This window comes from Wolbachia endosymbiont (group E) of Neria commutata, from assembly GCF_964026735.1.
Taxonomy (GTDB): domain Bacteria; phylum Pseudomonadota; class Alphaproteobacteria; order Rickettsiales; family Anaplasmataceae; genus Wolbachia.
Genome location: NZ_OZ034692.1, coordinates 592,507 through 606,641, shown reverse-complemented (window position 1 = coordinate 606,641; position 14,135 = coordinate 592,507). Strand labels below are relative to the sequence as shown.

Genomic DNA, 14,135 nt, shown 5'->3' with positions numbered 1-14,135 from the left:
AAAAAGTATTATATATAATAATGGTTTAACAGTCTATTAACAACAATTTAATGCAATTACCGATTTTACAAGTTATTATACCAATAATTGCATCGATGTTTTGTTTTCTTACCAAGAAACACAAAGTATCTTGGTTTATTTCTTTTTTTACAACAACAGCTACTCTTATCATTTCATCGATACTACTCGTTAAAACATATAAAGGCGAAATTATAACTTATCACCTTGGGGATTGGACTCCTCCATATGGAATAGAGCTAAGAATTGACGTATTAAATGCCTTGATTCTAACCTTGGTGAATTTTATTGCACTAACCAGTGTGCTTTATAGCTTTCACATTAATGAAAAGGAGATTAGCAAAAACAAAATCAGTGGTTTTTATTCTCTATTTTTATTGTGCCTCAGTGGACTGCTTGGGATTTTAGTTACAAACGACATATTTAATCTTTATGTTTTCTTGGAAATTTCATCAATTTCCTCTTATGTGCTAGTCTCGATGGGAAGAGATAAAAGAGCTCTGGTTGCATCATTTGAGTACCTAATCAGTGGCACCATAGGGGCAACATTTTATCTATTTGGTATTGGGCTTTTGTACTCAATGACTGGAACGTTAAATATGTCCGATATGGCTGAAAGGTTAGTTCCATTATACGACAATAACATTATAAAGCTTGGCACATTGTTTATTTTTGTTGGTCTCTCAATTAAGATGGCGCTATTTCCACTCAGCAGATGGTTGGTCAATGCATATAGCGAAGCACCGAGTTTCATTAGCATATTCTTTTCAGGCACAGTGACTAAAGTGATGATATATGTCTTTATCCGGATCTTTTATACCGTTTTCTATCAAAATTTTTTCTTATTTAAACCACCACTGGACAACGTGATAATTATCCTTGCACTTTGCGCTATTGTATTTGGGTCAATATTTGCAATAACTGCAAAAGATATAAAAAGGCTGCTTGCTAACTCTAGCATTAGCCAGATTGGTTATATTATTCTAGGGCTCAGTTTAAACTCAAAAGCAGGCATATTTGCAGCGATTCTTCATATAATAAATCATAGTATAATAAAAACATCCTTATTCATGTCTGCAGGGTGCATTGCCTATAAGTTTGGTACAACAAAAATAGAGAATTTATCAGGATTAAAGAAATCAATGCTTTATACAACCCTTGTATTTACTTTGCTCAGTTTAGCTTTGATTGGTGTTCCTTCAACAAGTGGTTTTGTAAGCAAATGGTATATAATGAAAGCAATTATAGAATCTCATGCGTGGGTCTCACTTATAGTATTTGCTTCCGGATCTTTCCTTGCGCTCATATACATGTGGAAAATGATGGAAAAAATGTATTTTGATAGCAGTCAGATGCAGATTTCAGCATCGCGTGCTGGCATGACATCAGGCCGGGCTAGCGAGGTTCCATTACCGATGCTCCTTTGCTTATTGTTTATGGCAGTTTTAATATTAGCAACTGGTATATATAGCACCCTCATTCGATCTGTGATTGAAAAATTCGCTTTTTGATTTTTATTCCCTAGTTGAAAGGAGTTCAAAAAGAGTAGATCCAAGTACTGCAATAGGTGGTGAAGGAGAGACATTATGGCATAAAATTTTTGAAAGCGAATCCCTTTTCGAAAAAATGTGTTCTCTCTTGACTATTTTGTATTGCTCTGCAAACTGCCTCTGTTGTTTTTGCACACCCATGTAATATCTGTCCCATAATGACTCCTTAAATGATGATAGTATACCATCAATTAAGGAGTGGTGTCATTCTCTGAGACTGTACGGCTAGCCTCTTACTTTCATTTATATTTGTGAAATATAATTTACAAGTCTGTTAATTTTTATGGCTATAAATTATAAAATATCATAATCAGTAAGACTGACAGCTAATACATCATTCGAATTCATGGGCATAAGGCCATGTAATATTTCTGGATGAGTAATAATCGACTCGTCATCTTCAAACTTTGCTAAGTGATCATTAAAAGTTAGAGTATCATCTTTCATTCCATCTTCAAGATATTCACCTAACGCTACTTCAGCATATTTGCATGAGGAGTTGCATCATTTATGATCATAGTTCTACTTATGAGTTATGAGTATAGCTGTACCATCTTTGTTATTAGTAATAACAAAATCTCTACCTTCAGGCCTTACTGAAAGATCATGGATACTTTTATAGTAATCACCATTAACTTTAAGATATTCAGAATTTATCTCGTCATGCCAGAAGTCTAAATTGTATTTAACATGGTATGAACTAATAGGAGTTTCTTTAGCAGTAATTTCTTTTCCATTTTGATCTAATGTGGATTCAATGATTCGTAATTCATATTCTTCAGTTCGAGAATTTGGGCCATGCTTGATAGTTTTTAATAGATTTCCTGGTGCAAGTTTGTATGTTTTTTTAGTCATATATGTACCTATGTTTATTAATATATAAACAATATAATATTCTTTTTAATAAACGTCACTAATAATATGTATAAATATATTAAAATTTTACTATTTTATTAATTCGGTATCAATTATATTTTACATATCTGCATTTTGATTACTTTATTGGGTAATATTATTAATGAGCTAATAATGAAATGTTTGTTTTGATCATATTTTATACCATCCACAAGCTCTCCATTTGTTACTCCAGTTGCAATAAATACTGATTCACCTCTTACCATATCTTTTACAGTATAGATTTTCTCTGTGTCATGAATATTTAGATTTTTTCCTCTATCCTTTAATTGATCAGTATCAAATATCAATTTTCCTTCCATCTGTCCACCTATTGAACTCAGCGCTGCAGCTGCAAGCACTCCCTCTGGTGCTCCTCCTGTTCCGATGTACATATCGTGATTGCCATTTACTAATGAAACCACAGCGGCAACATCACCATCATCGATTAGCTTGATTTTTGCTCCTAACTTCCTGATTTTCGATATTAACTCATTGTGTCTCTCACGTTTAAGCACTGTTACTGTAAGATAACTTACTTTACATTTTTTTGCCTCAGCTAAATTCCCTAAGTTCTTTTCAATACTGTTTTTTAGTGAAACTACACCATCAGGCAGATTTTTTCCTACTGCTATTTTTTCCATATAAACATCTGGTGCGTGCAAAAAATTACCTTTTTTTGTTGCAGCAAGGACAGACATTGCACCTTGTTTATAGTGAGCACAAATTGTAGTACCTTCAAGCGGATCAACAGCAATATCGATTTCAGGACCATTTCCAGTGCCGACCTTCTCTCCAATATATAGCATCGGTGCTGAATCTCTCTCACCCTCGCCTATTACAATCATACCATTTATTTCCATGGAATTTAGCACTGTTCGCATTGCATCAACTGCAACTTGGTCAGCCTTTTTTTCATCACCTAAACCTGCCGATTTATATGCAGCAAGGGCTGCAGATTCGGTCACTTTTACTAATTTGTAAGCTAAGTTTTCTATCATTTTAGGGTCGTGAATAAATGACTTAATATATACCGTATCTTACTCAAGGCTGCAATATGTCTCAACTGACTTTTAAGAAGTCAATATAATAGATTATCATATTGATAAGCAGTTGTGTTAAAAGTCAATTCTTTTTGTCATAATAATTCCTCTAACAATAAATAAAATTATTTCACAACAAGGCAAAGATTAGAAAATTATAGCTGGAATAAGTAAGATTTCCCTACATCATAAATTCTATCCGCAATGTATTCCACAACTGTACGAACGTTGTATTTTAAAGCGACCTGTAGTGTCATTCCAGGTAACTCATCAAGCAACGTTGGACCAAATACTCGATATTTTTTGCGGCTAGATAAGAACTGAACTAGATTCTCTTAAATTACAAGAAAGAGTAAATATATTATGTAAAAATTAATTTTTAGCAAGAATTTTTGTGCAAAAATAGAATAATGAAGTATTTAGTGATATCCTCTATAATTAAATTTTTGAATGAAAAAATGACAATTCGTGTAGGCATCAATGGGCTGGGTAGGATAGGCAGAAGTGTGTTGCGTGCTATTTTTGAGGTAGAAAAATACAGCAAGCAAATAGAGGTTGTAGCTGTAAATGGATCACTAAGCGCTGAGCAGCATGCGCATTTGATTAAATATGACTCTGTTCATGGTAAATTTAATGGTGAAATCTACTTTAGCGAGTCTGAAAATTGGTTATCCATAAACGGCAGAAAATTTTCTTTATTTAGAGAGCGGAGTCCCGAAAATATCCCTTGGAATGTTGATGTGGTGCTGGAATGTACTGGTGCATTTAACAAGAATTCAGAAGCAATGCGGCACAATGCAGAAAAAGTAATTGTTTCAGCTCCAGTTGCAGATAGCGATGTAACTATTGTTTATGGTGTAAATGATCACATGCTAAAAAAAGAGCATAAGGTGATATCAGCGGGTTCTTGCACTACAAATTGCCTTGCTCCGATCGTACAAGTTTTGCACTCTAACGTTGGTATAAAAAGTGGTTTTATGACCACCATACATGCTTATACAAATGACCAAAATATCCTTGATGGCAATCATAAAGATTTGCGTCGAGCAAGGGCTTGCGGATTATCTATGGTGCCAACTACAACTGGAGCGGCAAAAACAATTGGCTATATTATTCCAGAATTAAAAGGAAAGATCGATGGCACTGCAATCAGAGTTCCAGTTAGCAATGTTTCCATGGTTGATTTTAAGTTTACAACTGATAAGAAGGTAACGGTGCAAGAAATTAATGAGATGTTTAAGCGCTCATCGATGTCATTCCAGCACGTGATGCTGGAATCCAGAGCCGAAGAAAAAGCGTGGATCCCAGTGCCAAGCACTGGGATGACAAAAAACTCTCCAATATCAAATATACTTTCTGTATGCGAAGAGCCTTTAGTTTCAATAGATTTTGTACATAATCCTTATAGTGCAGTTGTAGATTTAACTGGTACATATATTACAGGTGATATATGTAGGGTTGCTGCATGGTATGACAATGAATGGGCTTTTTCACTCAGAATGTTAGACATAGCATTATTATTACGTAAAGTATGAGTTTCTGCTCATGCTTTACTTATCACGAACGTCCTACAATCTACGCAAGAATTTGTCGAAAGCCTCCACGAACTTCCTCCACACTAACGTTCTCCAATCTCGTCGATGGTAGGTCTAAATCACTATCACTTTCATCTCCAAGAGAAATTTGCTTCTCTCTCAACTCTTTCAATGTTTTTCCGCCAGCATCTTTAATGGCTTTTTCTAAAGATAGTAATGTTGGATTATTTAGCCTGCTTGATTTATTGCTATTATAACCTCGAGTATCATAGAAAATTACATAGTCTAAAGCTGTCATTGCGTAGTTGTGGCATTTTATACTATCATTAATATCCCTTTTAAAATCTTGATCACTGACAATCTCAAGTGCTTCAGTGAGCATAGCATTTTCCTCAGTATCGCTGTCCGCCGTAACAATTTCTGAAATTATTTCAAGAAACTTTTCTTGTATACTCATTATTAACCCTCACTATAATTTAATCTCACCAGTGCACAATATAGCATTTTCACTTTTAATCAAGAAAAATACTTGATGTATTAAATATTATATAAAGCATATTAAAAAAGGAGCTCGAAAATAAAATGAAATATTGAGTAATGTCCTCTATAATTAATTTAACGAATGGTTTTTATTGTTACGTAAAATATGAATGAAAAATATGCTTCATTTTATGAGCACTTTGCTGAACTCAGAAGAAGGGTTATTTTTTGCTTTCTGTTTTTTTGCGTTGCTTTTGGTTTCTGTTACTATTTCAAAGAAAATATATATCGGTTTTTACTTTCACCTCTCATTGAAGTTACAAAAGATATTAGTGGATTTTCGCTAATCTATACAGATTTAACAGAAGCGTTTTTTGTGTATCTTAGAGTTGCAATAATGAGTGCAATTTTATTTTCCTTTCCTGTGTTTGCATGGCAATTTTACATGTTTTTAGCGCCTGGATTATATAAAAGTGAAAGAGCAGTGTTACTACCATACTTAATTGCAACACCGGTTTTATTCGTAATGGGAGCTACTGTAGTTTATTACTATATATTTCCTTTAGCATGGAAATTTTTCATCACTTTTGAGCATAGTGGTAAATCTTTTGGTATACCAATAGAGTTCATGCCATCGGTAAGTGAATATTTAGATCTTGTGCTCCAATTTATGTTTGCATTTGGCACTGCATTTCAAATTCCAGTCATACTTACATTAATGGTGAGAGTTGGATTGCTTACTGCACAAAGTTTGTCAAATAAACGTAGAATCGCGATAGTAGTAATTTTTATTATTGCTGCAGTTTTAACTCCACCTGATGTACTCAGCCAAGTAGGGCTGGCAATACCAATGTTGATTCTATATGAATTGTCTATCCTAATATGCAAGTATATCGAGAAGAAAAAAAAGCCTTAGATACACAGCTAGCTAGAAAAGATTCTGCCTAGAAAAGATTCTGCATTCGTATGCAAATAAATTGATATGGAATAATTACATAATATACATTATGGAAAATAAAATCACAATTTAAAAAGCAGCACTATTAACCCCAACTATACCTCAATGTGGATACGATCAATAGAGCTCTCAGCTTTGCATGGTAGCTTCCGAGCCAACTTTTTGACTAGCATCAGCTTCAAGCATTTCAGTGCTTGGCTGAATGATTTTGTATGTACCATAACCGATTGTACAAGCAGCTACTATTGCACCTACTATACCTATAGCAATTGACCAACCAGTACCAATTCCAGAATACTCTTTGCAAGCAAAAATAAGTGATGGGAGTATAAAAACCAAGGAAGTAATACCGACTGCTGCACCAATCTTTTCAGCTTTTTGGTTCTTTTGAAGTACATTGATTATTACATCATTACCGTATTTTTCATCAGATAGCTTTTTTACAAGATCTTTTCTTATACCAGAAGCTATTAGAACATCCTCTAAAATCTCATTCTCTCTAGCTACGTCTAAAATTGTTTCAATAAATTCCTTAAACTCTATAATAAAGTACATAGCTCTAATTATATATAATGATTATAAACAAAATAATGGTAAAAATTACCATAAAAAACATTAGTAATATCAATTACTCTAGTAAAAGTAGTACTGGTAAAAATTTCTTTTAAAATTTCCTTATCATCTTTAATAGCCCTTAAAATTAATTGAAGCGTAAATATCACAGATTCTAATAAAAAATCAACTATTTAATGAGCGTCCCACTTAACAGTGTTTAAGTCTATACCTTCTTGCACCATTTCTAAAAGCGGGCTCATTTCTCTCAACCGGCCGATATTTTTTGTTATAAGGTCAGCTGCGTATAAGACTTCTTCTTTAGTTGTAAATCGACCCAGTCCAAACCTGATTGATGAGTGTTCGAGGTCATGACCATTGTTTAGTGATCTTATAACATAAGAAGGCTCTAAGGATGCAGATGTGCAAGCAGAACCAGAGCTTACTGCTAAATCTTTGATTGCCATAATAATCGATTCACCTTCAACGTAAGGAAAACTTAAATTCAAATTACCAGGAATTCTATTTTCATAATCACCATTTAAAACTACATCAGGAAACGCCTCTTTTATTTTTTTGTATAAAATATCCCTCAATTCTTCCACTCTGGTTGCTTCTTCTTTCATTTCTTCTTTAGCAATACGTGCTGCTTCACCAAACCCAACTGCAAGCGGTGTTGGAACTGTACCAGAACGCATCCCTCTTTCTTGCCCTCCCCCACTAATTAATGGAGTTAACCTCACACGAGGGTTTTTCCTGCGGACATATAAAGCGCCTATTCCCATAGGTCCATAAATTTTGTGGCTGGAAAGGCTCATCAGATCAATATTCATTTCATTCACATCAATTGGAACTTTTCCAAAACTTTGAGCTGCATCTGTATGGAAAAATATATTATGTTTTTTGCATATTTCTCCAATCTCTTTCACAGGCTGAATAACTCCAATTTCATTATTTACCATCATCACTGAAACCAAAATGGTTTTATCGGTAATTGCATTCTCAAGTTTTGACAAATCTATCATTCCGTTTTGCTTAACAGGCAAATACGTAACTTTAAATCCTTCGTTTTCCAGATGCCTGCAAGAATCCAGAACGCATTTATGTTCCGTGCAAACAGTAATTATATGACCTCCTTTATTTTTATAAAAATGAGCAACTCCCTTAATTGCCATGTTATTTGACTCAGTTGCACCCGAAGTAAATATTATCTCTTTGCTATCTGCATTCACCAAATCAGCAATATACTTTCTTGCTTTTTCCACTGCTTCTTCAGCAGTCCAGCCAAATGAGTGGCTACGAGAGTGTGCATTACTGAACTCACCAAAATAAGGAATCATCATCTCTAAAGCACGAGGATCCACTTTAGTAGTCGATTGATAATCAAAAAATATTGGTAGCTTTACGTTATATTCTTTAGCGTTATGCATTTTTTTATTTTCAATATTCATAAAGCTACCATAGAGACAAAATTTATATCTACTAAGTAACATTAAAACTTAATTTTTTCAAGGGTTTTAATGGATATAAGTATTCAAAATTTATCCCTAGCTTCTAGAAGGCTTATCTATTATTTTACGTGCAGCCATCTCTACCAAAGATGTAAATGAGTTTAATTTAGTGTCAGGTTTCTCTATATCCTTAATTGATGATATATCGAAGCCTTTCTCTTGGTAACTCTTGTAATTCTCCTCCTGTTCCGCATGGTTTGGAATTGGATTGTTATTTTCCAATTTTTCTGAATATTTAACCATCCATAAAAACATTAATGGTGTTTCTTTAGATAAAACTTTTTTTATACTTAATATAATTATCCTCACACTAATAAAAACTTATTTTAATTATTCTAGAAGTTTATTAATCAATCACAAACAGCTAAAACTGGTGGCTATACTATCATTACCATAAACTAGGGATATTTTTTCTTGCCCTATTTCTGATGGCGATGTTCAATTTTCAGAAATCAAGGAAACTTTATTTGGGTTAGCTATAACCCAAATAATCCAGCAAGTTGAGATGACCATCGTATAGTGTAATTGGATGAATAATATTATCGCCAATTTGAAAATTACCTTCGTGGTTTTCGATTGTAACGTTTAACTCTTGGGAATCGTGATCATATCCCTGATGGTGATTCACATAATGAAATTGATCACGCTCAAAAAAACCAAATTCGTCGACTAAAGTGCCTATTTTTTTATTTCTTGCAATTTCATACACATCAACTCTGTAATTTTCAAGAGATTGCCCTTCAAGCTCGCCTTTTCTTACGGCAAACAATGGCGTATGAATATGATGATAATAATATTTGCTCAAGTCGATATTTGCTGCATTCTTTATGTATTTCAGGTCAATTAATTTGTACTCTTCTAGTACGCCTGCATACTCTGGAGCGTACTTTTGATAATCAAAAAATAAATTGCCTAAATTATTACAAAAAGCTAATTTGTAGTTATTAAAGTCATCTTCAACCACTGTGAGAAAGTGAAAATTCTTAGGAATTAATATGTTATTGCCTGTTATATGGTCACGTATGTATAAGTTGTCGTTTTTAAAAAAGTATCCGATTTCTAAAAAAGTTGCGATCACCCCTACTCCGTCCAATTCAATATTTGCTTCTTATATATTTTCATTATAAGGTTCTCCTGGTACAATTTTTAATTGAGGTTTTTTTTGAAGCTCTCTGATAGTCCTTTTTAATCCAGAATCTAGAGGGAAGCTATCTACACCATCTGTTCCTCTCTCACCTTGCTCTCCTTTTTCACCCTGTCTTCCATCTCTACCTTGTGGACCTGGAGCTCCATTAACACCATCTTTCCCTGCTGGTCCTGGAGTACCATTTTCTCCCCTTTCACCATCTGCACCATCATCTCCCTTCACGGGGTCAGCATCTTGCCCTGGGTCTCCCGGATCACCTTTTACACCTCTCTGAAAGTCAATATCTCTTTTTAATATGTCACTTATATTTGCTTGAAAAGATGAATCTTTTGCTACCTTGTTAGCCACTTGTGCTGGATCTGCATCTTGGCCATTGTCACCTCTCTCACCATCTGCACCATCATCGCCTCTCAAAGATCGTTTAAAACGGGAGCTGTGTGCTAACCTATGTGCAATTTCCGCTGAATTTGCATCTTGTCCATCTTGGCCATACACACCTGTTACAGCTTTTTGAAAATCTGGATCACTTTTAGTGTATTTGTTACATTAAGAGATACAGCTGTTGCATCAATACTACCAGTAGCTTGGAAATCACCAATATCTGCAGACGTTAAAATGCTTTTTATGTAAGTTCTAACGTTTGGAAAGAGGTTTAAATCTTTCATTTTGCAATTCTTTGTATCGGCGCAGTAAGCTACTAAATCTTTATTAGAAGTTTCCTCTCCATTTTTATCTGAAAAACGATATCTAAATTCACCTGATTTTTCATCTCTATACAATGTTATATAGTCTGCATCAAAATCCCATGCTGCATAGTCTTCGATGCTACCAATAGCTAATCTTACTGGTGTCGGTCGTATAGAATTAATAGACACAAAAGAATAAGTATTGCTTAATTCTCCTATTTTTTGTTGCGTAGATTCTTCATATATGCACGCAGGAACATGCGCACCATGTGAAATGAACTCACGAGGTTTTATAACATATCTGGTACCTGTGTTTATTTGTTGACTTGGTTCAAAAGCTATATCACTTTTACTTATGATTAATTTTCTACACGAGTCAGTATAATTTACTTCACACTTGTCTTTCCGACCACTGAGAGAATTGTAATTATAAGTCTGGTCTTTGCTACACAAAGGCCAATTTATCTCATATGATTTATCACGAGATAGCAAAACTAATCCAGTCTCTACACCATCATCATAACCATCAGCATATATCTCATCATTAGTATACTCAATCACTCCATTTGCAAACTTCAGCGACTCTTGCGATGAAAGGTTGAATTTGCTTGGGTAGATACTTAAGAAGGAAAAAAAGGATTGTCCTGGATGGTTCTTATCTTCGTAAAAATAATAATATCCACGAGTGCTGAGTGATCCATATAGCGACATTTTCTCGTTGGTGGTGCTATCAGGAATATAATTACCGGCGAATCCTTCATCGTACAGAGCTATTACGTAATATTCTATGTTAGGATTACTTTTATCTACAAATAATTGATATTTAAGCCCATCATTATAGGAGACCCCCTGCGAAAAGGTAGAAAGTAGGTAAAAACGACTAAAAAGCATGTAAAATGAAAGTTTTAGGAGAGGGAAGATGGCAATAAGTTACGTAAAAATAGCAAGAACACCATATATTTTTAGACAATTGACAGGGCTCACAACATCTGAATTTGAAAAAATTGTGGCAAAAGTGCGTCCAGAGTGGGAAAAAATGGAGGCGAAAAAGAAATGTCACGGAAAAAAATCGCATGTTGAGGAGCTAGAAGACAGGATTTTATGTGTTCTAATTTATTACAGAACGTACATAACGCATCCATTTTTAGGGTTTTTGTTTAATTTGCACAACTCAAATATTTGCCGACTTTTTAAGAAAATGTAGCCATTATTGGCCAAAAAAATTACTATAAAAAAGGATAGAACGCTGACGCCAGAAAGGATTTTAAAAATTTTAGCAGACGTCACGGAGCAACCGATACAGCGGCCGAAAGACAGCAAAAAACGTAAGAAAAGTTATTCCGGAAAAAAGAAAGCAACCACAATAAAAACCGAAATTGTGATCGAGGGAAATGGGCAAATTCTGTCGATTTCGAAGTCGCATAGAGGTCGAATGCATGATTTTCGCATAAGGAAACAGGAAAAATTGTTGGCCAAAGATAGCATAAAATATGCCGATTCTGGGTATCAAGGTTGGCAAAAACTGCAGAAAAACGTTGTGATTCCGTACAAAAAACACCGTAAAAAGCCACTAACGGAGGAGCAAAAGGAGCATAATCGGAAGCTGGCATCGTTCAGGATGCGTGTGGAAAATAAGATTCGCGAGATAAAAATCTTCAAAATAATGTCAAATGTTTACCGCAATTTTCAGAAGAAATACAACATGAGATTTAATATTATAGCAGGAATTGTGAATTTGAGGCATAGTTTTTAATAATTTTTGGGCTGGGGATTTCTTACCAGATTTTATCAGCAACTTGCTTCACGTTGTTTCGCAGGGGGGCTAGGGAAATTTATCTCGATCAGAGGGTTGACGCTTATCTTGATAATTATAATGCAAACGTAGTATATATTTATTCCCAACACTCATAACTCATACCCTCCAAACATTCTCACATGTTGGTTCTAGCTTGGAAGCTTTAATTATAAGTAAATCCTTTTTTAGGCATGGTGCAGCTAGTGCAGGTGAGGCTTATGTTTTTCCCCTACACTGAATCCGAGTGTCACGCTACTTGATGACAGAAAGTATTAATGCGGTCTGGTGTTGACGTATGGACTATCCAAAGAGAAGGATGGTATTATAACCTCAAAAGTTTTTGTGCTTTCTTCATTGAGAAATTCATATTTACCCTGCATTATTCCAGATGGCACATTTAAGTATGCCCCACTTGTATATTTGAATATTTCTCCAGCCCTGATGATAGGTTGTTCTCCAATCACACCAATGCCGGCAATTTCATTTACTTTTCCCCTATAATCTATTATTTGCCAATGACGACTTAATAGTTGAATAGTTGATTGACTTTGATTTTTTATCTTAACGTTATACATCCATACGTAGCAATTTTCGTAAGGAATGGATTGTTCCTCAATATAAATTGGTAAAACTGTAACTTTAACAAGGTTAGTAGTGAGTGTATATTCCAGGGCCATTGAGGATATTTATTGTGAGAATATGATATTCTTATTATACACTTTTTTCGTAGATTCTTCAAGAATATTCTTATATTCTGATTGGGAAATGTTGGTTGACAATTATGAGCGAACCGAGAGTGTTTGGTCAAAAAGTAATAGGAATAATAGGTAGTGGACAACTGGGCAAAATGACCGCTGTTGCTGCAGCAAAGCTCGGGCAAAAAACTCATATTTTTGCTAACGCTAAAGATGATCCGGCTTGTTCTGTCGCTGATGATTTTATAGTAGCAGATTTTTCTGATAAGAAAGCGCTTGAATCTTTTGCTGAAAGTGTGGATTTGGTGACCGTTGAATCTGAAAACGTTCCATGCAGTGCCATTGATATTATTGCGCAGCATGTGGATTTTTACCCAGGAAAGAAAGCATTACACGTTGCACAAAATAGACTGAGAGAGAAAGATTTTATTGGAAATTTGAATATCAAAACTGCTGATTATCAAAGTATAAAAAATTATGCTGAGTTACTAAAAAATTGCGAAATTTTTGGCTATTCAGCGAGACTCAAAACAGCAGAAATGGGTTATGATGGCAAAGGGCAATATGTTATTAAAAATAGGCTCCTTGCAGAACATTCTGTCATCCCAGTGCTTGACACTGGGATCCAGAAAAAAGATATAGATTCCAGTGTCACGCACTGGAATGACACCTTACTTGAGGTTGCTTCCCTAGACTGGAACAAACAATATATTCTAGAAAAAAATGTTGATTTACTGAAAGAAATTTCGATTGTCGTTGCAAGGGATAATAGTGGTAAAGTAGCCTTTTTCCCTATAGCAGAAAATCATCATGTTGATGGAATACTTGATACTTCAACAGTACCAGCCAAAATAGACAAGGGTTTAACCGAAAAAGCACAGCAAATTGCAGAAAAAATAGCAAATGCTCTTGATTTAATAGGAATTCTAGCTATTGAATTTTTTGTCACAAAAGATAATCAGTTGCTGGTTAATGAATTGGCTCCAAGGCCTCACAATTCTTGCCACTGGAGCCTCAATGCATGCAATGTTAGTCAATTTGAGCAATTGGTCAGAATAATATGTGAATTTCCTATGCAGGAAGTGGTGTTACATTTTCCTTGCAAGACAAAAAACATAATAGGTGATGATATATATGATTCTCACAAATATTTGAACAATAAAAAAGCTAGTTTAACTTTATATGGAAAAAAAGAGGTGAGAGCTAAGCGCAAAATGGGACATGTGAATATAGATTTAAGTGAGTAGAGCCCTCTCAAAAACGAATTTTGA

At 34.6% G+C, this 14,135-nt stretch carries 15 protein-coding genes and 1 pseudogene; 5 read left to right on the top strand and 11 right to left on the bottom strand.

Annotated features, from left to right (window positions below; translation table 11 throughout):
* Window positions 1-50 precede the first annotated feature (50 nt).
* Window positions 51-1,529, top strand: a complete 1,479-nt coding sequence (locus AAGD89_RS03215) for a proton-conducting transporter membrane subunit (protein ID WP_341808816.1) — start codon at window positions 51-53, stop codon at window positions 1,527-1,529.
* Window positions 1,530-1,862: 333 nt separating this feature from the next.
* Here AAGD89_RS03215 and AAGD89_RS03210 read toward each other — a convergent pair whose 3' ends face one another.
* From AAGD89_RS03210 to glpX, 3 genes are all read right to left on the bottom strand, one after another.
* Window positions 1,863-2,015, bottom strand: coding sequence for a hypothetical protein (locus AAGD89_RS03210; RefSeq protein ID WP_341808815.1), 153 nt, complete (start codon window positions 2,013-2,015; stop codon window positions 1,863-1,865).
* Between the two features lie 75 nt (window positions 2,016-2,090).
* Window positions 2,091-2,423 carry a hypothetical protein gene (locus tag AAGD89_RS03205; RefSeq protein WP_341808814.1) on the bottom strand — a complete coding sequence of 111 codons (333 nt, stop codon included), beginning with the start codon at window positions 2,421-2,423 and terminating at the stop codon, window positions 2,091-2,093.
* Window positions 2,424-2,536: 113 nt separating this feature from the next.
* On the bottom strand, window positions 2,537-3,463 hold the full coding sequence (gene glpX / locus AAGD89_RS03200; protein WP_410541863.1) for a class II fructose-bisphosphatase: 927 nt from the start codon (window positions 3,461-3,463) through the stop codon (window positions 2,537-2,539).
* 500 nt (window positions 3,464-3,963) lie between these two features.
* Here glpX and AAGD89_RS03195 point away from each other — a divergent pair, with 500 nt between their 5' ends.
* Complete coding sequence (locus AAGD89_RS03195) at window positions 3,964-5,040, top strand: type I glyceraldehyde-3-phosphate dehydrogenase (protein WP_341808813.1); 1,077 nt, start codon at window positions 3,964-3,966, stop codon at window positions 5,038-5,040.
* A gap of 40 nt (window positions 5,041-5,080) precedes the next feature.
* Here the strand turns inward: AAGD89_RS03195 and AAGD89_RS03190 are convergent, their stop codons facing one another.
* Window positions 5,081-5,497 (bottom strand): hypothetical protein, encoded by a 417-nt coding sequence (locus AAGD89_RS03190; protein ID WP_341808812.1) that lies wholly within the window; start codon window positions 5,495-5,497, stop codon window positions 5,081-5,083.
* A gap of 189 nt (window positions 5,498-5,686) precedes the next feature.
* On the opposite strand from AAGD89_RS03190, the gene tatC reads away from it, so the two are divergent.
* Window positions 5,687-6,436: a twin-arginine translocase subunit TatC gene (gene tatC / locus AAGD89_RS03185; protein WP_341808811.1), complete on the top strand. Its 750-nt coding sequence runs from the start codon at window positions 5,687-5,689 to the stop codon at window positions 6,434-6,436.
* A gap of 171 nt (window positions 6,437-6,607) precedes the next feature.
* Here tatC and AAGD89_RS03180 read toward each other — a convergent pair whose 3' ends face one another.
* The 6 genes from AAGD89_RS03180 to AAGD89_RS03155 all read right to left on the bottom strand — a co-directional run bounded on the left by AAGD89_RS03180 (window position 6,608) and on the right by AAGD89_RS03155 (window position 11,265).
* Window positions 6,608-7,033 carry a hypothetical protein gene (locus AAGD89_RS03180; RefSeq protein WP_341808810.1) on the bottom strand — a complete coding sequence of 142 codons (426 nt, stop codon included), beginning with the start codon at window positions 7,031-7,033 and terminating at the stop codon, window positions 6,608-6,610.
* Between the two features lie 191 nt (window positions 7,034-7,224).
* Window positions 7,225-8,481 carry an IscS subfamily cysteine desulfurase gene (locus AAGD89_RS03175; protein ID WP_341808809.1) on the bottom strand — a complete coding sequence of 419 codons (1,257 nt, stop codon included), beginning with the start codon at window positions 8,479-8,481 and terminating at the stop codon, window positions 7,225-7,227.
* 96 nt (window positions 8,482-8,577) lie between these two features.
* Window positions 8,578-8,850 (bottom strand): hypothetical protein, encoded by a 273-nt coding sequence (locus AAGD89_RS03170; protein ID WP_341808808.1) that lies wholly within the window; start codon window positions 8,848-8,850, stop codon window positions 8,578-8,580.
* Between the two features lie 163 nt (window positions 8,851-9,013).
* Complete coding sequence (locus tag AAGD89_RS03165) at window positions 9,014-9,634, bottom strand: hypothetical protein (protein WP_341808807.1); 621 nt, start codon at window positions 9,632-9,634, stop codon at window positions 9,014-9,016.
* A gap of 15 nt (window positions 9,635-9,649) precedes the next feature.
* On the bottom strand, window positions 9,650-10,183 hold the full coding sequence (locus tag AAGD89_RS03160; RefSeq protein ID WP_341808806.1) for a hypothetical protein: 534 nt from the start codon (window positions 10,181-10,183) through the stop codon (window positions 9,650-9,652).
* A gap of 5 nt (window positions 10,184-10,188) precedes the next feature.
* Window positions 10,189-11,265, bottom strand: coding sequence for a hypothetical protein (locus tag AAGD89_RS03155; protein WP_341808805.1), 1,077 nt, complete (start codon window positions 11,263-11,265; stop codon window positions 10,189-10,191).
* Window positions 11,266-11,293: 28 nt separating this feature from the next.
* Between AAGD89_RS03155 and AAGD89_RS03150 the strand changes: the two are divergent.
* Window positions 11,294-12,127, top strand: a pseudogene (locus tag AAGD89_RS03150) (transposase).
* Window positions 12,128-12,441: 314 nt separating this feature from the next.
* Here the strand turns inward: AAGD89_RS03150 and apaG are convergent.
* Complete coding sequence (apaG, locus tag AAGD89_RS03145; protein ID WP_341808804.1) at window positions 12,442-12,846, bottom strand: Co2+/Mg2+ efflux protein ApaG; 405 nt, start codon at window positions 12,844-12,846, stop codon at window positions 12,442-12,444.
* Window positions 12,847-12,950: 104 nt separating this feature from the next.
* Here apaG and AAGD89_RS03140 point away from each other — a divergent pair, with 104 nt between their 5' ends.
* Window positions 12,951-14,111 (top strand): 5-(carboxyamino)imidazole ribonucleotide synthase, encoded by a 1,161-nt coding sequence (locus AAGD89_RS03140; protein WP_341808803.1) that lies wholly within the window; start codon window positions 12,951-12,953, stop codon window positions 14,109-14,111.
* Window positions 14,112-14,135 lie beyond the last annotated feature (24 nt).

Coding starts and splice junctions, on each gene's coding strand:
- glpX (WP_410541863.1), bottom strand. CDS start 3,463: ATGATAGAAAACTTAGCTTACAAATTAGTAAAAGTGACCGAATCTGCA.
- AAGD89_RS03195 (WP_341808813.1), top strand. CDS start 3,964: ATGACAATTCGTGTAGGCATCAATGGGCTGGGTAGGATAGGCAGAAGT.
- AAGD89_RS03190 (WP_341808812.1), bottom strand. CDS start 5,497: ATGAGTATACAAGAAAAGTTTCTTGAAATAATTTCAGAAATTGTTACG.
- AAGD89_RS03210 (WP_341808815.1), bottom strand. CDS start 2,015: ATGAAAGATGATACTCTAACTTTTAATGATCACTTAGCAAAGTTTGAA.
- AAGD89_RS03140 (WP_341808803.1), top strand. CDS start 12,951: ATGAGCGAACCGAGAGTGTTTGGTCAAAAAGTAATAGGAATAATAGGT.
- apaG (WP_341808804.1), bottom strand. CDS start 12,846: ATGGCCCTGGAATATACACTCACTACTAACCTTGTTAAAGTTACAGTT.
- AAGD89_RS03175 (WP_341808809.1), bottom strand. CDS start 8,481: ATGAATATTGAAAATAAAAAAATGCATAACGCTAAAGAATATAACGTA.
- AAGD89_RS03180 (WP_341808810.1), bottom strand. CDS start 7,033: ATGTACTTTATTATAGAGTTTAAGGAATTTATTGAAACAATTTTAGAC.
- AAGD89_RS03155 (WP_341808805.1), bottom strand. CDS start 11,265: ATGCTTTTTAGTCGTTTTTACCTACTTTCTACCTTTTCGCAGGGGGTC.
- tatC (WP_341808811.1), top strand. CDS start 5,687: ATGAATGAAAAATATGCTTCATTTTATGAGCACTTTGCTGAACTCAGA.
- AAGD89_RS03205 (WP_341808814.1), bottom strand. CDS start 2,423: ATGACTAAAAAAACATACAAACTTGCACCAGGAAATCTATTAAAAACT.
- AAGD89_RS03215 (WP_341808816.1), top strand. CDS start 51: ATGCAATTACCGATTTTACAAGTTATTATACCAATAATTGCATCGATG.